Origin of the sequence: Nocardia sp. NPDC004151 (assembly GCF_042874235.1) — a bacterium.
In the GTDB taxonomy this organism is placed as follows: Bacteria; Actinomycetota; Actinomycetes; order Mycobacteriales; family Mycobacteriaceae; genus Nocardia.
Genome location: NZ_JBIAMR010000032.1, coordinates 1 through 15,999 on the forward strand (window position 1 = coordinate 1; position 15,999 = coordinate 15,999).

Annotated in this window: 19 protein-coding genes and 1 pseudogene; 7 read left to right on the forward strand and 13 right to left on the reverse strand. The window is 63.8% G+C overall.

What is annotated here, in order from left to right; all coding sequences use genetic code 11:
• Positions 1-230: 230 nt before the first annotated feature.
• A complete protein-coding gene (locus tag ACFYTS_RS36265) occupies positions 231-821 on the forward strand; it encodes a DUF4291 domain-containing protein (protein ID WP_357289615.1) in 591 nt (196 codons plus the stop codon).
• Between the two features lie 454 nt (positions 822-1,275).
• Here the strand turns inward: ACFYTS_RS36265 and ACFYTS_RS36270 are convergent, their stop codons facing one another.
• Genes ACFYTS_RS36270 through ACFYTS_RS36280 form a run of 3 tightly spaced genes read right to left on the reverse strand, consistent with a single transcriptional unit; the run spans position 1,276 to position 2,476 of the window.
• Positions 1,276-1,479 (reverse strand): macro domain-containing protein, encoded by a 204-nt coding sequence (locus tag ACFYTS_RS36270; RefSeq protein ID WP_357289630.1) that lies wholly within the window; start codon positions 1,477-1,479, stop codon positions 1,276-1,278.
• A 39-nt stretch (positions 1,480-1,518) separates the two neighbouring features.
• Positions 1,519-2,121, reverse strand: coding sequence for a DUF6892 domain-containing protein (locus tag ACFYTS_RS36275; RefSeq protein WP_357289617.1), 603 nt, complete (start codon positions 2,119-2,121; stop codon positions 1,519-1,521).
• Complete coding sequence (locus ACFYTS_RS36280) at positions 2,099-2,476, reverse strand: hypothetical protein (protein ID WP_387309724.1); 378 nt, start codon at positions 2,474-2,476, stop codon at positions 2,099-2,101. The genes ACFYTS_RS36275 and ACFYTS_RS36280 overlap by 23 nt, the downstream gene beginning before the upstream one ends.
• Positions 2,477-2,555: 79 nt before the next feature.
• Here ACFYTS_RS36280 and ACFYTS_RS36285 point away from each other — a divergent pair, with 79 nt between their 5' ends.
• A complete protein-coding gene (locus ACFYTS_RS36285) occupies positions 2,556-2,951 on the forward strand; it encodes a hypothetical protein (protein ID WP_387309725.1) in 396 nt (131 codons plus the stop codon).
• Positions 2,923-3,459, forward strand: coding sequence for a hypothetical protein (locus tag ACFYTS_RS36290; protein WP_387309726.1), 537 nt, complete (start codon positions 2,923-2,925; stop codon positions 3,457-3,459). Before ACFYTS_RS36285 ends, ACFYTS_RS36290 begins: the two co-directional genes overlap by 29 nt.
• Before the next feature lie 317 nt (positions 3,460-3,776).
• Here the strand turns inward: ACFYTS_RS36290 and ACFYTS_RS36295 are convergent, their stop codons facing one another.
• Positions 3,777-4,166, reverse strand: a complete 390-nt coding sequence (locus tag ACFYTS_RS36295; RefSeq protein ID WP_357289623.1) for a helix-turn-helix domain-containing protein — start codon at positions 4,164-4,166, stop codon at positions 3,777-3,779.
• Positions 4,167-4,246: 80 nt separating this feature from the next.
• Here ACFYTS_RS36295 and ACFYTS_RS36300 point away from each other — a divergent pair, with 80 nt between their 5' ends.
• Both ACFYTS_RS36300 and ACFYTS_RS36305 read left to right on the forward strand, forming a co-directional pair.
• Positions 4,247-5,065, forward strand: a complete 819-nt coding sequence (locus tag ACFYTS_RS36300) for an NAD(P)H-binding protein (protein ID WP_387309727.1) — start codon at positions 4,247-4,249, stop codon at positions 5,063-5,065.
• 331 nt (positions 5,066-5,396) lie between these two features.
• Positions 5,397-5,918 carry a hypothetical protein gene (locus ACFYTS_RS36305; protein ID WP_357289628.1) on the forward strand — a complete coding sequence of 174 codons (522 nt, stop codon included), beginning with the start codon at positions 5,397-5,399 and terminating at the stop codon, positions 5,916-5,918.
• Here ACFYTS_RS36305 and ACFYTS_RS36310 read toward each other — a convergent pair.
• The 4 genes from ACFYTS_RS36310 to ACFYTS_RS36325 form a co-directional block, all read right to left on the reverse strand.
• A protein-coding gene (locus ACFYTS_RS36310; RefSeq protein WP_387309728.1) for an IS5 family transposase occupies positions 5,915-6,815 on the reverse strand; the annotation gives its coding sequence in 2 pieces (ribosomal slippage) (positions 5,915-6,434 and positions 6,433-6,815; 903 coding nt in all). The two genes, ACFYTS_RS36305 and ACFYTS_RS36310, sit on opposite strands and share 4 nt — an antisense overlap.
• 259 nt (positions 6,816-7,074) lie before the next feature.
• Positions 7,075-7,608, reverse strand: coding sequence for a hypothetical protein (locus tag ACFYTS_RS36315; protein WP_387309729.1), 534 nt, complete (start codon positions 7,606-7,608; stop codon positions 7,075-7,077).
• A gap of 261 nt (positions 7,609-7,869) precedes the next feature.
• On the reverse strand, positions 7,870-8,349 hold the full coding sequence (locus tag ACFYTS_RS36320; protein WP_387309730.1) for a DUF6301 family protein: 480 nt from the start codon (positions 8,347-8,349) through the stop codon (positions 7,870-7,872).
• A gap of 173 nt (positions 8,350-8,522) precedes the next feature.
• Positions 8,523-9,038: a DUF4279 domain-containing protein gene (locus tag ACFYTS_RS36325; protein WP_387309731.1), complete on the reverse strand. Its 516-nt coding sequence runs from the start codon at positions 9,036-9,038 to the stop codon at positions 8,523-8,525.
• A gap of 184 nt (positions 9,039-9,222) precedes the next feature.
• Between ACFYTS_RS36325 and ACFYTS_RS36330 the strand changes: the two genes are divergently transcribed.
• Positions 9,223-9,663: an integrase core domain-containing protein gene (locus ACFYTS_RS36330; RefSeq protein ID WP_387309732.1), complete on the forward strand. Its 441-nt coding sequence runs from the start codon at positions 9,223-9,225 to the stop codon at positions 9,661-9,663.
• Positions 9,664-9,785: 122 nt separating this feature from the next.
• Here ACFYTS_RS36330 and ACFYTS_RS36335 read toward each other — a convergent pair whose 3' ends face one another.
• The 5 genes and pseudogenes from ACFYTS_RS36335 to ACFYTS_RS36355 form a co-directional block, all read right to left on the reverse strand.
• Positions 9,786-10,955, reverse strand: a complete 1,170-nt coding sequence (locus ACFYTS_RS36335; RefSeq protein WP_387309733.1) for a cytochrome P450 — start codon at positions 10,953-10,955, stop codon at positions 9,786-9,788.
• 923 nt (positions 10,956-11,878) lie between these two features.
• Positions 11,879-12,340: a DoxX family protein gene (locus ACFYTS_RS36340; protein ID WP_387309737.1), complete on the reverse strand. Its 462-nt coding sequence runs from the start codon at positions 12,338-12,340 to the stop codon at positions 11,879-11,881.
• Between the two features lie 122 nt (positions 12,341-12,462).
• Positions 12,463-12,966: a hypothetical protein gene (locus ACFYTS_RS36345; RefSeq protein ID WP_387309734.1), complete on the reverse strand. Its 504-nt coding sequence runs from the start codon at positions 12,964-12,966 to the stop codon at positions 12,463-12,465.
• 73 nt (positions 12,967-13,039) lie between these two features.
• Positions 13,040-13,168: pseudogene (locus tag ACFYTS_RS36350) on the reverse strand (DoxX family protein); the annotation flags it as partial.
• Positions 13,169-14,078: 910 nt separating this feature from the next.
• Entirely contained in the window at positions 14,079-14,726 is a 648-nt protein-coding gene (locus ACFYTS_RS36355) for a TetR/AcrR family transcriptional regulator (RefSeq protein ID WP_387309735.1), read from the reverse strand.
• Positions 14,727-14,821: 95 nt separating this feature from the next.
• Between ACFYTS_RS36355 and ACFYTS_RS36360 the strand changes: the two genes are divergently transcribed.
• Positions 14,822-15,715 (forward strand): alpha/beta fold hydrolase, encoded by an 894-nt coding sequence (locus ACFYTS_RS36360; protein ID WP_387309736.1) that lies wholly within the window; start codon positions 14,822-14,824, stop codon positions 15,713-15,715.
• The last annotated feature ends 284 nt before the right edge of the window (positions 15,716-15,999 follow it).

Below are 15,999 nucleotides of genomic sequence, written 5' to 3' on the forward strand. Positions count from 1 at the left end.
GCCCGGGAGGGCAATCGGGAACGACTACTCACTCCAACGCGACCGGTTCCAACCCGCACACCGGCCCTTCGGACAAGCCACACCCCGGACCCGTCTCCAAGGCTAACCCCGCGACCACATCCACGTCTTGACCTAAGGGGCGCCATGAGACCTCGGTCCGTCATAGTCGAGGGTGCCGGCTGGAAACTCACTGGTGACCGTTCCCGTTCGACATTACTGTTGCGCGCGTTATGAATCAGTACGAGATCCGCGCCGACTTCGACCGTGACACCATCGTCGTCTATCAGGCGTTCAACGACGCCATCGCCACCGCGGCCGTCGGCGCGCAGCGGTTCATCGAGCCCTTCTCACTCAACCGGATGACCTGGATCAAACCGTCCTATCGGTGGCTCATGCATCGCAGCAACTGGGCCCGCAGCCCCGGGCAGGAACGCATACTCGCCGTTCGGATCACCCGTACTGGATGGGAGGAGGCGCTCGGTCGCGCGGTGCTGACCAGTCCGGAGCGGCGGGTGTACGCCGATGCCGCGCAGTGGCGGGAGCAGTTCGAGAATGCGGTCGTGCGAGTGCAGTGGGATCCGGAGTATTCGATCCGCAATGTGAAGCTCGACCACAGGAGCATTCAGGTCGGCCTGTCGCGCACCATCATTCAGCGCTACGTCGACGACTGGATCGTGGAGATCCGCGACCTCACCACCCTGACGCACAAGATCTCCGCCAATCTGCGCGAGGGGCGGGTCGATCGCGCCAAGGATCTGCTGCCCCCGGAAAAGCGCTATCCACTCGCAGAGAATCTGGCGAAAAAGGTTGGCGCAGACTGATTTTCTGGAGCGGAGGCGCAAGTGATCATCTTCGAGTTCTCCCGCCACGAGGACGACCCCGATGACCTGGGGCCGACCGGGTTCGACTTCGGCGACATGGAAGTCGTCGGTGAGCTGGGCTGCGCCTCGTCCGCGGACGACGGCATGGGATCCATGATGATATTCCCGTCGGTCGTGATGTTGCTCGACGAGCTGAGCGCGCTGGTCGAACGAGGACGCGGCGGATTCCACTACATGGGAATGTCCTCGGGTTTCTCGCTCAACTTCACTCTCATGAAACGGCGGATGACTGTTCGCGCCCGCCGCGTCACGATTGTCGATGCGGACGCCGGGCAGGTCCTTGACGCGGTCTTGCAGGCCGCCAATGAGCTCGCCGCTCGCGAGCTGCCTCTACTCGAGCCGGACGACGGCGTGCGGACTGATGTCGAGGGCTCTATCGCGACATACTCACGGGCTATCCGGCGTTACGCACAAGCCGATCAGCGAGGCAGCGGCGGTAGCAGGATTGCAAGATCTCGGCCTCGTCGTAATCCCCGCCCTCCCATACCGGGCCCACGGTGTGGATAATGTGCGTGACCGGAGGATTGAGATCGAATGCGGGCGTTGCCATGGCATCTCCGGGTTCGCAAGGACCGATGGCACCACCCGCTCGGGCCAGCCGAGGCCCTGCGGCTCGATAGAGCGTTCGGGCTCCGAATCACCAGCCGCGCACCGATACCCCACGCGCACGCAGAGCGCTCATGACACGAGACCACTCGTCATCGGCATCTGCGATGGTCTTGTTGACCACCACGAGCTCTCTCAAGGCGGGAAGAGCGACGATCGCATCGAGGTCGCAATGCTGGTCTAACGCATCCACTCTGAGGTTCCGCAACCTGGTCAGCGGGGCGAGTGGAGCGAGACTGCACGCTTCGACGATCGAGTTGAGGTCGAGATCGATGAGTTCGGTGCACTGACCGATCCCGTCCAGACTCGTGATCGAGAAGTGCCGTCCGAAGTGCCACCACCCGGGGTAGAGCTGATAGATCTCACGATCGCCGTCCAAGCACAGATTCGTCACCTGCGCCAAGTCCTCGGACGTCAGTGGAAGTGTGAGCAGGAACTCCTCGAACTGTGGCAGGTGGTCGATTCCGAGGCGCTGGTGGAGGTCGTGCCAAGCCGGGCCGCCCGCCGAAGTCTGGTAGGCGCTGTATTCCTCCAGCAGGGAGGACAGCCAGTAGTAGTCACCGACGCGATCGGTGTATGTCTCATCGAGCAGCGCGAGTCGGAGGTTGCGATCAGCCAATTCGATACTTGTCACCGGCCGAATATACTGCCGCATCGATCGATCGCCGTCGGTCGACCAGCCTTTCCCTGGGCCGGAGTTCGTCTTTGGCCATCTGTGAATCCGCTGCTGTACAAAGGGTTTCGACGAGGTACCCTCTCGACCGCTGCCGATCACCGCTCACCGGCACAAGCGGAGCGGTCCCGCCGGCGCGGTTTTGCGTGCAAACTCGTTTCCGGCACAGCAAGATGATGCCCGCGGTCATGGATTCGCCAGGGTGCGCGTAGTCGAGCAGTATCATCAGGGGCGAGCCAGTCGACGGTGCCGCCAGGCTTACCGATGCGCTGACCGGGGACAACGTCGACGACCAACCTTCCAGGTCGGCCGACATACCTTCACCACAACTGCTGCGACAGGCGATATTTCGCCGAGATTGTCTCCACCCCTTGTCATTTCGAGACGTGTCTGCCATGACGTCGCTGATGGACTTCCGCATCATCACCGTAAGCGAAGCCGAACAGCGATTCGGGGTTTCCGTCGACGTCCAGCATCCATACCAGGACCTCGCCTCCGAGCAGGAGATCCGCCTCTACGAGGGCGGCCTGAGCGTCGAGGGAACTATGGAGCCGGAGTCCGACGATGACTGGGTGCGGTACAACGTGGACGGCGATCTGACTGGGACGGGCAATATCGCCTGGTGGGACTCGGCCAGTGGCAATTTCCCGCTGGTCACCGGAAACGTACGGGTCCGGAATGTGGTGCTGTCGGGCTGTCCGAGTGTGTCCGGGGAATTTGAGACGGTCGGCGAGTCGTTCCACGGTATCGTCGGAGATTCGATTGTCCAGTGGCAGTACGTTTTTCGGTGAGAGAGGCTTTGGGCGGCAAATGAGGAGTCGTAATGCGGTCACGCACCAGATCGAGCGCGCATTCGCGGGCGCCTCGCGTCCACTCACCGAGGGCGAGCTTGCACCGCCGAGCATCGACGCGCCGTATGTCATTGCACATTTTCATGGCCGCTCGCGGGCGGATATCGACCGCTCGAGCTTTCTGCCCGGCCTGCACATGGAAGATTTCACGTACATGACCGCACGGGCCGTCGAGTACTACCTCCCGGCGGTTCTCGAGCTGATGCTGATCCAACCCTACGACTTCGAACTCTGGGTTCACCTCAACATCTATCTCGACAGTGCGCGACGCGACGACGAGACCACGCTGCGCGGCCTGCGCCCCGCGCAACACACGGCCATCGCGGACTGGCTCGAGCTCCTTTCGCAGGAGATCGGCGAGGCGGGAATCGGATTCGATCGACAGGACGCCGAGAACGCGGCGAAGCTGGAGCGGCTCTATCGGCAGCTGGCGGACCCCGCCACGTAACCCCTGTCGCCAAGTGCCCGCGCGCGAATCCAGCCGTGCATCAGCGGATCTCACGAAGTTACGGCCGCAACGGGACCATATCGCTGTGGCCGAAACCCTCGCGTGCCGGTGGATGGTAGATCGGATCTGTCAGCAGACGACAGGCCGGACTTCGACCCGCTGCACGGTGATCTCGTGCTGGTCCACGGCACCCTCCCACAGGGCAACCAATGCGCCGCCCTCTTCTCTGGACTTGCGCATGTCGTGGACACAGAGGGCGAGCTCGTGCGGACTGGAGTCGCAGAACGCGCGCAGGTGCGCCCGCGGCGTCTTGTCGGTCAGCTCCGGCGGCGGGGTGTGGGCACGCGCGCGTCGTATTCGCCGCGGGCCTGTTCGACCTTGTCGAGGTTGACCGACCATTCGACGAGCGCAGCGAACAGGGGTGCGAGGCTGCGCCCCAATTCGGTGATCTCGTATTCCACCCGTGGTGGGACCTCGGGGTAATAGGTGCGTTCGACGAGCCCGTCACGTTCGAGTTGGCGCAGCCGCTGGGTCAGCACCTTGGACGTGATCGTGGTGATGCGGCGTTCCAGCTCCACGAACCGTTGCCGCCCAAAGGTGTTCAGCGTCCACAGAATTGGTGTGGTCCACCGGCTGAAGACGACATCGACCACCGGAGCGATCGGACAGGCCAGCTCCGGAGGCAAATCTTCCGTGATCTCGATCACTTCAGGGTCGCTTTCCTGTAGGTACCTACTGACTTTCCGACAGTAACGTCCCGGGAACCATCGAGTGACAGGAGACGAAGATGATCGTGGTGACCGGAGCCACCGGAAACGTTGGAGGGCCGCTCGTACAGGCCCTCGTGAACGCAGGCGCACCAGTGACCGCCGTATCGCGCCGAGCGGCCGAAGCACCAGCCGGAGTTCGTTCCGTCCGAGCCGATCTGGCCGAGCCGGAAAGCCTCGAGCCCGCGCTCCGCGGCGCAGACGCATTGTTCGTGCTGACCGCCCCTGACTTCATGGTGAACGGCGATCTCGGTCAACTCATGAAGGTCACACGGAAGGCCGGCGTTCGACGGGTCGTATTGCTGTCATCCCACGGAGTGGGTACCAAGCGTCACTCCTCACACCTGGAAGATGCTGTGCGGCAGTCAGATGTGGAATGGACCATGCTGCGCCCGGGCAACTTCGACTCCAATGCGCTGCAGTGGGCGGATTCGGTTCGCGGGGAGCGAATGGTCGTGGCGCCCTTCGGCGATGTCGCGGTGCCGGCCATCGACCCCGTCGACATCGCCGAGGTCGCTGCGGTCGCGCTACGCGAGCCGGGTCACGAGGGTGCGATCTATACCCTGACCGGTCCGGAACCGATCTCGCCCCGGCAACAAGCCGCAGCGATCGGAGACGCGCTCGGCGAGCCGGTGCGATTCCTGGAACAGAGCCGTGAGCAGGCACGGACCCAGATGCTCGGATACATGCCGGAGCCGGTAGTCGAGGCCACTCTCGACGCTCTGGGAACACCCACCACCGCCGAGCGATCCGTCAGTCCAGATGTCGAACGTCTCCTCGCCCGCCCACCCCGCCCCTTCGCCGACTGGGCAGCACGCCACATCGCAGCCTTCAGATGAACCGATCACCAGCTGGTTCCGTCTGCCAGTCCAACAGCACTCACATCGGCAGTAGCGGACGTTCCGCCAGCGTCGGACCCGTACGGCCAGTTGATCTTCCGATGCCCAGCGTCGGCCGGTCCGGTCAGCGCGATCAGCGGCAAAAGAGCGCGTTGGCTACGCGGGGCTGGTGCCGTGTCCGGAACAGTTGATGCTGTAACCGTCTCCCGGGGTGGCGTGGAGCGGCGCAGACTGGTCGGTTCATATACCCTCCTCAGGTCCACTTCGGAAGAGTGCGATCCGGTGTGGCTCGCACTCTTCTTCGCGTCGATGTGTTGTGTGGGGTAGAGAGATGGCGAGTAGCGACGTCGAGCTGGCGGCTCGTTGGTGGCAGTGGGCGATGTCGGTGCCGAACGCCAAGAATCCGGTAGTGGACGAGACCGGAGAGTTCGCCGCGATCGATCAGCCGACGGATGTCTGGTTCCTGGCAGGCACTTTCGGTGGGCGAGTCGAGCGGCGTTGCACGATTCCGCACGGTCGGCCGATCTTCTTCCCGGCTTTCAACATGTTCCAGAAGGTTCCGGACGGATTGTTCGCGCGTGGCGAGGTGCCGGTGGCGCCCGCGGCGTCCGGTCACGCCGCATTGAACGGAGTGCCACTGCCCGTGCGAGCAGTGACCAACGACAAGGCATTCCGGATCACGGCGGCAGCGGGCGGTCCCTTCGGTCACACCGGCCGGTTCAAGGCCAAAGCTTGGGGTCTGTGGGTCCGTCTCGATGATCTCGCGCCTGGCGACTACGTCCTCACCTTCGGTGGCGAATACGAGCCTGGCGGCTTCTGGGTCGAGATCACCTATCAGTTGGAGATCCGCTAGGTCGTGTCTCCCAATGATTTGAGCCATTCGACGATGAGAGCCAGGACGAATCCGGCACGGTAGGTGATTGCGAGCTTGTCGTATCGGGTCGTGACCGCGCGCCAGTGCTTGGCCTTGTTGAAGGCGCGTTCGATGACGTTGCGGCGCTTGTAGAGGTCGGGGTCGAACCGTGGTGCCCGCCCACCGGAGCTGCCTTTGCGTTTACGGTTGGCGACCTGGTCGGAGCGCTCCGGAATGACTGTCCGGATGCGCTTGCGCCGCAACCGGGTTCGGTTCGATGCCGCCGAGTAGGCGCGGTCGGCGATGACGACGTCCGGGTTGCGGCGCGGCGGCCCGCCTTCCAGCCGTGGCACCACCACCGCGTCCAGCAGCGGTGGCAGCAGGGGCGAGTCGTTGGTCTGGCCCGGTGTGACCAGCACCGCCAAGCCGCGACCGGCACCGTCGGCGGCCAGGTGAATCTTGGTGGTCAGCCCGCCGCGGGAACGCCCGATGGCGTGGCCAGCGGGTTCATAGCCCGCTCACCGAATCGGCCCCCGCGCCGCCGGCGTGCTGGTGAGCCCCCACGATCGTGGAATCGATCGACACGACCCAGTCCAGGTCACCGGTGGTGTCAGCCAGCGCCACCACCGCGGTCAGCACCCGGTCCCAGGTGCCGTCGGCGGCATAGCGGCGGTGGCGTTTCCACACCGTCTGCCACGGCCCGAAGTGTTCGGGCAGATCACGCCACGGCAGGCTGGTCCGCAGCCGATACAGCATTCCCTCGACCACTAGGCGGTTGTTGGCGAAGTTACGGCCCACGTGGCCTTCGGATTTGGGCAGCAGCAACTCCAGCAGTTCCCACTGCTTGTCGGTCAGAACCCGGTATCGATCACCGATCGCGGACACCACGGCGAACATGATGCACCATCGGCCCCGAACACGGGGCCGATCGCTTCACCACATTGGGAGACAGAACCTAGTTCCGCGTCGAGCAACGTTGGGTCGGTGATCCGGACCCCGGACCGTTGACCCGACCGCGATGTCGCGCAACTCAGTACAGCTGGCCGGTCCGCAAGTCCAGGGCACCGAACATGCCGGGCACCCTGGGTTCGGTGGTAGATCGCCCGCAGCCGGTTCGGTCAGCGCGGTCAGCGGCAATTGAGTGCGTTGCCCGTGGCTATCCGTACTTCGTGATCTCGTCGATCCGGGCGACGAGATAGCTGTGCAGGTCCGGATAAGGCGGCTCATCGATCGGTAGCTCGATAACAGCGCCGGTAGGAAGCACATCCGAATCACCGACGAACAAGAAAGCCGTGCTGCTGTATCCGTTGTCGCTGGTCACCAGCGGCTGAAAGTCGGCAACGTCGTTGTGTGCACCGATCTCTTCACCCCACTCCTCGTCATCGAACCAGATCTGCGCGTCCTGCAGACCTGACTCCCAGCGAGGACTGACACCGATGTCAGCAGAACCGAGCAAGGTGAAGAACAGATCGAAATTGCCCCACCCATCGGCTACCGACAGCAGTTCTCGATACTGCGCATCCAAGGGCCGACCGAGCCTCCGCTCGGCGGCAGCCAACTGCGCTTCTGTCGCACCGGGATTCGGACGGGTGTCCTCTTCCAGATCACTGGTTTCCACCAGTCGCTGCTTCTGCACCACCATCCGCTCGATCAGTCCCCGCCAGACGTCCGGGCCCATTGGTGTACTCATGCTGCTCCCCATCAAACAATCTTTCCTACGAGGAGGTTAGTCACGACAGACCTGCTTCACGGTCATCGGCAGTAGCGGACGTTCTGCACCGCACCGGGATCCGGCCGCCGGCGCCCCACGCTGGCAGGTTCGATCAGCGCGGGTAGCGGCAGTAGCGGATGCCTCGTATTGGTCCCCGTCGGCATAAGGTTCGTGTAGATGCGGGCTGCTGATCGGTGGTTCTGGCAGCAGTGCAATCGACCGTCTTCTGCCTCATTCGTCCTAGCGGTCCTCCGTCTCGTCGTGCCATTTCTGATAGAGAGGATTGACAAGATCGATGTAGGTGGCGTCGTCGTCGGCCGCGACGAGGACGATCACACATCGGAGATACCATGCGGCTTGCCCGTCTACGTCCCACCAGGTCGGAGTACCGAGCACTGCCGTCAGCCGCTCATTCAGCTGGTCGAGTATCGCGCGCCTTTGGCCGGGAGGAATGCGGCTATCGGTGATCCTGAAATCGATATGCGTCACCGACTCTTTCGTGCCGCCCTGCTGCTGAAGAAGACTGCGGTCGAGGCCCACGAACGAGTACGGCTTGTCGATCTGGAGATCCGTCACGAGTGTGGCGCCGCGTTTCCGCTGGTGCTCGATCTGCCATCCCGCTGCGTCACAAAATTGCGAGACGTCCTCGTCTTTCCACGTCCAGCGGAAGGTCTTGGCGATTTTGACCGCGCGGCCGGCTCCCTCGATATCGGCATGCATTCCGGAGACTACTTCCCGCAGTCTGAGAGCCGTTGGGTCGCACCGCCTCCGAGATGACCGCACCAAGCGGCGCGTGCCCTCACGCCGAACTTCTATGAACGAAATTCGGCAGTAGCGGACGTTCTGCACCCCACCGGGATCCGGCCGCCGGCGCCCCGCGCTGGCCGGTTCGGTCAGCGCGGTATGCGGCAGTTCAGGATGTTCGGTCCTGGCCTTCGCTCGCCGGCGTCCTCATCGGTAGGGCTGAGGTCGTACTCGTCGACATCGAGGCTGGTCGCGGTCGAGGCTAGAAACGCCAGGGTTGGCACCGACAGGTTCCACCCCAACGAGCGAGGCCACTCGCGCACCCGATCGATCAGGGCACCGCCGGGGGCGTAGTGCACCCCGTCTGGATCGTGGTAGTAGCGCACAACCTGCAAACGTGACCAGATGTCGGGATCGCTTGCCATCGAGATCAACTGGGCACGAGCGGGCTCGAGCCTGTCGATCAGCCGCCCGATCTGATCGTCGATCGCGCCATCGACACTGTCCTCGATCTTCCAAGCATGAAGTCCGCGAACCCGACCTCGTGCACGCGTGGTTCCCTTGATCTCGACCTCATCCGGTTCGACTCCCAGGCGAATTGTCAGTTCGTCCGCTGACACGACAGGGCTGGCCAACTCGAAGTACGAGTACTGCCGGATCTTCATCACCGCAGGATTCCATCATGGCAACCTCGTTGAAGACCAAATGTTTTCACGCCGACGCCTGCAGATCCGTGGCGATTGAACACTCTGCATTCGGCATTATGGTGCGTTCAGTACGGACGGGGCGTAAACCTCATGGCCATCGAGATCCTGCCAACTCCTTGACGCGAGACACTTTCGCGGTGATGTGTTCAAGACCGCGTTCGCCGGACCGGACCCGCTGCTGCGACACGTCCGCACGCGGGTGCGATCACCCCAGCCGAACGGTGTGATCGAGCGGTTCTTCGGCACCTTGAAATACGAGCACTTGTTCCGTGACGTGATCGCCGACGGCGATGCCCTGGACATGGAGGTTCACCGCTTCCGGGTCATCTACAACACGATCAGGCCATCGACGACCAGGTACCCGGCTCAGCCTTCACGGCTGCCAGCAGCTGAAAACCGCTCGATATGCGGTGTCGGTTTTGGCGTTGGGCCACACCGCGCCCTCGACGTAGTCGACGATCTTGTCCCACCACGACGGTGCCCCGAGTCCCCGCCATACAGATACAGGTTGGGGATCTCGGGACGTTTCATTCACTGCAAAGCCCCCGGTGGAAACGCGATGCATCGGGGGCTCCACCGATGACCGAGAGCTGGTTGGCGTTGGTCGAGCCATCCAGCCGGTAGCAGAATCATCCGTATTCAGCGGGGTTCCAGGAACGGGTCGGCTTGTTGGTGATGATGAACCGCAATGCCTTGATCATGATGTCACCTCCTTCCTGGGGCTCGGTCGGGCGCGGATTGGGCTTGTGGGGTACGCCGCAGGGTGAACGGCCTGGGGGTCGCGGCATTGGTCACGATCGGGCGGGTATCACCGCCGCCGATGACGCGCAGAGAGGTGTTCTCGATGAGGGTGGTGGCTGCATCGGTGACCAGATCGTGGGCGACCGCGGCGCCGGCGCAGGTGAAGGGGCCGGAACTGAAGGGCACAAATGGGCCGTGTTCGCTCGGTCGAATCCAGCGGTCGGGTTGGAATGCCTCTGGTCTGGTCCAGTGTTTGTTGTCGTGATGGAGCAGATAGGGGCTGATGGACAGCAGGTCGCCGGTCTGGAAGGCGATCCCCCCGAACTCGCCGGGATAGGGAACGGGACGGCTGACCATCCAGGAGACTGGCCGGTGCCGCAGGGCCTCACGTACCACCCAGTCGACGGGCCAAGGCCATGGTGAGCCGGGAGAGTGGAGACTGCCCAGCAGCACCGACCACGCGAGCGAGTAGCCCAGCGGTCCCACAATGGACCGGAACATCAGCACATACAGCTGCGCCACCGTTGTATCGGCGACGCCGTCGGGACAGGCACCGATCACGGCATCGAGCAGATCCCGTGGTTCGGCTTCCGCAGTGCGGCCGGTGGCGCTGCGCCGGTCCCGGATCTGCTCGTTCAGCGCGGTGGACAGCTTGGCGCGCAGCAGCTGCGCCCGCGCCCGCTGCGCCATTCGGGCCGGGCGAAGCGCGCCCACGCGTGCATTTCGCTCCAGTAACTGCCGCAACTCGGGAGAACCATCGGGGTGCAGCAACACGTCCGCGGTGCACCGATACACCAGCTCGACCCCCGCCGCGGGCCAGCGGGTGACGGAGGGCATTTCGATCACCGCCGCCGCCAGGGACTCGTGATACTCGGGCGTACGCGTCCGCAGAATCGCGCGCACCGCGCGGCCGAAATCGACCTGAGCAGACCGCGAAGGCAGCATAGAACCGAAGAACCCGGACTTCCCCGTATTGAAAGCGCGGTCACTCAACACCGTCAGCGCCAGACTCGTATCGCCGACACACCACCCGCCCCACGGCAGCCCGAACACCTCTACCGGGCTGGTCCGGCGCAGATTCTCGAGGAAACCCAACGGATCACGCCGGAACCGGCGCATCTCTGCAAAACCCATCGGACGGTCCTCTCATAGAGAGGGTGAGCGATTCATCAGATGTTTTCGAGCGGATTTATCCACTTGGCTATGCGCACAAACGCAGATCAAGCATAGTATCGACTAATTTTACAAGCGAGGCCGTGGAGGTCGACCACGAGGCGAGTACCCCGGCACCGCCGGGGCCTATCGAACACTGTGCCAGCAGTGAAATCGGTTCACGATCACCCGCGACCGCCGGCAACCGGTCATTGAGGTCTAACCGTGGTCTAACCGGCGCAAACCCGATCCGCCTCGGCGAGGTCCCGTTGCCAGGCGCGCGTACATGAACATGTCGCGGCGTCGATTGCCGACCTTCTGCCACGATCTGAGGAGCCTTCGCCTTCGAAACCGGCTCTCTCCGCAGTGCGGATCGAAGCGCGGTTCCAAGGTTCCACATCGCACTAGGGTTCCGGACAGCCCACACCTTGCGTCTCGCGAACGAACGCTCACGAGACACCCTGATGCTGTCGGCGGCCGGATCGAACGCCCTCAACTCGGCATGAGCGCGCACTTGAGTTCATTAGAGCCAGCGAGGCGATGGAGTCGTAGGGGCGGTCTCAAGGCGGGGCCGGCGGCGGTTGGATCGACGAGTCGCGTCAAGAGTTTATTCGGCTTCGGAACGTGTGTTGAGCTCCGAACAGGGCGTTTTGACGTGCAGATATTGGACGTCAACAGGGTCGAGCCCCGAAGCGGATCAGCGTCTGCGAAGAAGTAGGCCAGCGCGTGTATTGCTGCTGGTAGAGACTCTGCTGAGCCGCCATTCGGTGATCCGGGTGGGGGCTCGGTCGTTGCGCTGGTACTGCGCGATGGTTGGTTCTGTCAGCGCGGTATGCGGCAGATGCGCGTAACCCCGTAGCGAACGGCGCGTCGCTGCTGCACTGCCACCAGCGTCTGCACATGGACTACGGGTTCATGGCCTTGCTGCGAGTGAGCTGAGCACGGTGTGCGATCACCGCGTCCAGTGACCAGCGGCCAGGGCCGGCCCACAGCAGGAAGATCAAGCCGAGCAGCATCGCGAAATCGGTGCGGGCATCGTGGGCCATGCCCCAGAAGCCCTGCACGCCACCGAATCCGCCCGGGCGCAGCTCGCGCAGCTTGGTCAGCACAATCGCCAGACTGATGTCGATCAGCAGCGGCACCGCCGCCAACCGGGTCAGCAGGCCGATGGCGATCATAGCGCCGCAAGCGATTTCGACGACACCGTCGAGGTTGGCGAAGAACGTCGCCGCCGGTATTCCGATCTTGTCGAAGCGGCCCGGACCCAGCATGTGAGGGTACAGGAACTTCTGGATCCCCTCGCTGAGGAACACCAGCCCGACCGCCACCCGGATGCAGATCACCGCCGCTGGGCCGTCCGCGCCCAAGATCCGCGGCCACGACCACCGTTGCGTTCGCGTCATCGGTCCTCGCCTCCCGATATCGTCACCCGATACACGTCGGATCGAGCGTGTTCATCCAGTTGGTCGAAAGCTGATTGCCACTGGTGTCATTCGGTCGTGCCGACGTCCGAGGAGTGCGGTGCCGGCAGAGGACGTTTGAGTAGCAGGACGACCAGCGCCCATACGCTGCACAGGAATCCGGCAGCGAAGCAGATGCCCCGCGCGTAGACACCCCACACAGTGAACGTGTCGAACGCGTTCTGCAACGCGGCGGTGTCGGTGTCGGCGACCGAGCCCACATGCTGCATCGTCGGGGCGGCGATCACGGTTGAGACGATCGCCCCGAGCACCGCCACCACTGCCAGGTACAACGGCACCCGGACCGCGCGCGATGCCGACCGATCCCGACGGCAGGCGATCACGGCCGCGAAAACCAGGCCCCACCAGAGAATCCCGACGACCGGGTACACCACCTCACCTGGCCCCAGATCTGCATGCCGACTGTAATCGGCCCACGCCACCACCCCCAGATCCCGCCACGCGGGCGTGGCGACCAGCGCACGATCCAGCAGCGATCCGAACAGCCCGCCGACCACCACGGTCGCGACCACGAGGGCCTCAGCGACTGTCAGGCGGCGACCCGATCGCCCTGTCACCGCTGCACTCCCCGGGCCAGCGTTACGGCGCACTGAACGTCGCCGCCGGTATTCCGATCTTGTCGAAGCGGCCCGGGCCCAGCATGTGAGGGTAGAGGAACTTCTGGATCTCCTCGCTGAGGAACACCAGCCCGACCGCCGCCCGGATGCAGATCACCGCCGCCGGGCCGTCGGGGCCGAGCGTCCGCTACCACCGCTGCGTTCCTGCCATCAGCACTCGCTCCCGATATCGGTACCCGATGCAGCACTCGACCTTACTTGCGAGCGCCGCCCCCGCGTGGTCCCCACGCCGGATCGAAGCGCGGTAGGCGGTATAACAGTGCGTCTGCTGGCGGGCCAGCCGATTTCAGTATTCGGTCCGACCCATTCGCGAGTCGGTTTTGACCAGCTCAGGATGAAGATCAGCGCCAGCAGCACCACCCCGGTCACGTTCTCGATTAGGTACACGCTGACCAGCCTCGGGAAGCATTAAGCTACTGCCCGTCTGTGAGCTGCTGGACGACAAATGCGCAGCATGGGCGCGCCGGGGTCCAGAGGTTCTGATCGGTGAGTTGATGTCGGCCAGCCGACTCGCCCGCGGCGCACCAGGGACGCGTTGTACGGTCGCCGACGCCACGGTGATGGCACGCTCGGTGTTGAAGTAGACACGACAAATGGAACTGGACACTTCCGAATGTTCTGCAGTGCACCAGATTCCAGCAGCCAGCATCCAGTGGAGGATCCAGCTAGCCGCAGCATGACACAGACCATCCAGAAGTGCGATCGCGGCGTCCACGTGGACGTCTGGCGACCTATTCCGCCAAGCCAAGGCATGCCTTACTAATTCAAATGCCCTCTACCCCAGCAGATCTCAAGATCGACAGGCGAACTTGGCCGCCCCGCTGGCGCGGGCCGGGCCAGTCCGTGCAATGCGGTGCGGGCACAGGCAGTTGCGGATGTTCGCGAGGACGCCGAACGCCCCGAGATGATCTCGGGGCGTTGATCTTCAGCTGGTCTGGGCGGATGCGAACCGACCCGTATGCGGCAGATGAGTGCGTTCCCGTAGCTCTTCAAAGGAGCGAGTTCAGCTAGCCGGCCTTCACGCCCAGGATGCGGTCGAGAAGATGGTCGACCAATCCGAGTGCGGACTCTGCGGTGCCGTATCCCTGGAGCATGCCGTGGGCAAGTCCACCAGTTGCCATGGCGATGACCTCGGCGTCGCGGTCGGGGACGCCGGAGTCGGACGAGTCGTGGGGCTGGGCTCGCCTGAGTTGGTCGGCGACGATCGTGACCAAAGCCCGTGGCGCAGCGAATGTTTCCTCGGCAGTGATGCCCTGGCCGCCGATCGCTGCCCACGCGAATGCCCCAAGCACAACCACTTCTTCGCGGCGTTGGTCGTCCAGGGGAAGTAACTCGGTCAACACTGCGCGGATGGCTTCACGGGGCGTGGCGTCCGCGCCGAGTGCAGTCCATCGGTGGGTGAATCGGGCTCCGGCGTCCTCCATCACCGAGCGGTGGGTGGCCAGCAGAAAGTCCTTCTTGGTCCCGAAGTGGTACTGCACCAGCCTTACTGAGATCTCGGCCTCGGCGGCAACGCTTTGAAAGGTCACCGCTTCCAGCCCACCGCGGACGATCACGCGTCGGACGGCATCGGTGATCTGCCGCCTCCGCTGCTCATGGTCGACCAGTCGTGGCACGAGTCCTGCCGCCTCCCTTTCATCGCGTCGCAGACCCACCAGCCTAGATGGTACGCACGTATCCGCTTACGTGGTACGCACATACCACAATAGATGATATGGTCATATCGTAAAGACGATTAAAGGGAGGGACGATGCCGAAGATCGGGCGATTCACCAGCAAGGAAGCGAAGACAGCCTTCCTCGACATCTACGACACCATCGCCGCGAAATGGCCGGTGCCGTCGACTGTTATCGACGTCGAAACCTCGTTCGGGACGACACGGGTGCGCAAATCCGGCAACGGGGGCGGCGCACCGATCGTGTTGCTGCCGGGCATCGGCGGCAACGGCCTGGTCTGGTCGCGGTTCATCGAGGATCTGGCACGAGACCACGTCATATACACACCCGATGTCATGGGATGGGCAGGGCGGTGCGTGCAGACCGCACCGTTGCGGGACACGGAAGACATCGTGTCGTGGATGAACGATGTCCTCGACGGGCTAGACGAGGATCGCGTCCATTTGGCGGGCAATTCCCTGGGCGCGTGGCTGGCTGGAGCGATCGCGGTGTATCACTCCGATCGACTGGCGAGTCTGACCCTGCTGGAACCGAGCGCGGCGACCTTCGCCAAACCCCGCTGGAGCCTTTTGTTCAAATTCCTCATGGCGGGCGCGCGGCCCACCCCCGAACGGATGAGGAAGCTCAACAAGTGGTTGATGCCCGGTTATGAGCCCACCGACGAGGAGTTCGCCGGCGCGATGGCGACCATGAAGTTCCGGATGGCGACGCCGTGGGATCGCCCGTTCACCGACGCTCAGTTGGCGGCGATCACCGCCCCGACCCTGGTGCTCTTCGGCGCCGAGACTGTGGTCAACGACTTGGAAGTCGCCGTCCCTCGCGCCCGCGATCAGATCTCGTCAGCTGAGGTCCAGATCTACCCCGGTGTCGGGCACGACCTGCTGTGGGCTAATCCCGAGCAGGTGATTCCACGGTTCCTGAGCTTCGTCGACAGCCACGATCCAGTCCGGGCAAACCACACGGGATAGCCCCGACCGGGCATGTGAGGCGGCCCGGCCCGCCTCGCATGCCCGCAACGGTCAGGCGCCGACCGGGCCCCATCCTGGAATCGGCAGTAGCGGACGTTCCGCCAGCCTCGGATCGGCGCGGCCAGTTGATCTTCCGATGCCTCTCGCTGGCCGGTTCGGTCAGCGCGGGATGCGGCAAGAGAGTGCGTTGCTAGTGCCGTGTCCGGGAAGGTTGATGCTGGAACCGTTGTCCGGGGTGGCGGGTTGATCCTCGGCCGGTGAGCGGTGATGCTGCCGGTGGAGGT

What these genes read in the sequence shown, in the direction of transcription:
- ACFYTS_RS36280 (WP_387309724.1), bottom strand. Translation starts at nt 2,476, where the DNA reads ATGTCGGCCGACCTGGAAGGTTGGTCGTCGACGTTGTCCCCGGTCAGC.
- ACFYTS_RS36360 (WP_387309736.1), top strand. Translation starts at nt 14,822, where the DNA reads ATGCCGAAGATCGGGCGATTCACCAGCAAGGAAGCGAAGACAGCCTTC.
- ACFYTS_RS36305 (WP_357289628.1), top strand. Translation starts at nt 5,397, where the DNA reads ATGGCGAGTAGCGACGTCGAGCTGGCGGCTCGTTGGTGGCAGTGGGCG.
- ACFYTS_RS36320 (WP_387309730.1), bottom strand. Translation starts at nt 8,349, where the DNA reads ATGCATGCCGATATCGAGGGAGCCGGCCGCGCGGTCAAAATCGCCAAG.
- ACFYTS_RS36335 (WP_387309733.1), bottom strand. Translation starts at nt 10,955, where the DNA reads ATGGGTTTTGCAGAGATGCGCCGGTTCCGGCGTGATCCGTTGGGTTTC.
- ACFYTS_RS36315 (WP_387309729.1), bottom strand. Translation starts at nt 7,608, where the DNA reads ATGAGTACACCAATGGGCCCGGACGTCTGGCGGGGACTGATCGAGCGG.
- ACFYTS_RS36300 (WP_387309727.1), top strand. Translation starts at nt 4,247, where the DNA reads ATGATCGTGGTGACCGGAGCCACCGGAAACGTTGGAGGGCCGCTCGTA.
- ACFYTS_RS36325 (WP_387309731.1), bottom strand. Translation starts at nt 9,038, where the DNA reads ATGAAGATCCGGCAGTACTCGTACTTCGAGTTGGCCAGCCCTGTCGTG.
- ACFYTS_RS36265 (WP_357289615.1), top strand. Translation starts at nt 231, where the DNA reads ATGAATCAGTACGAGATCCGCGCCGACTTCGACCGTGACACCATCGTC.
- ACFYTS_RS36285 (WP_387309725.1), top strand. Translation starts at nt 2,556, where the DNA reads ATGACGTCGCTGATGGACTTCCGCATCATCACCGTAAGCGAAGCCGAA.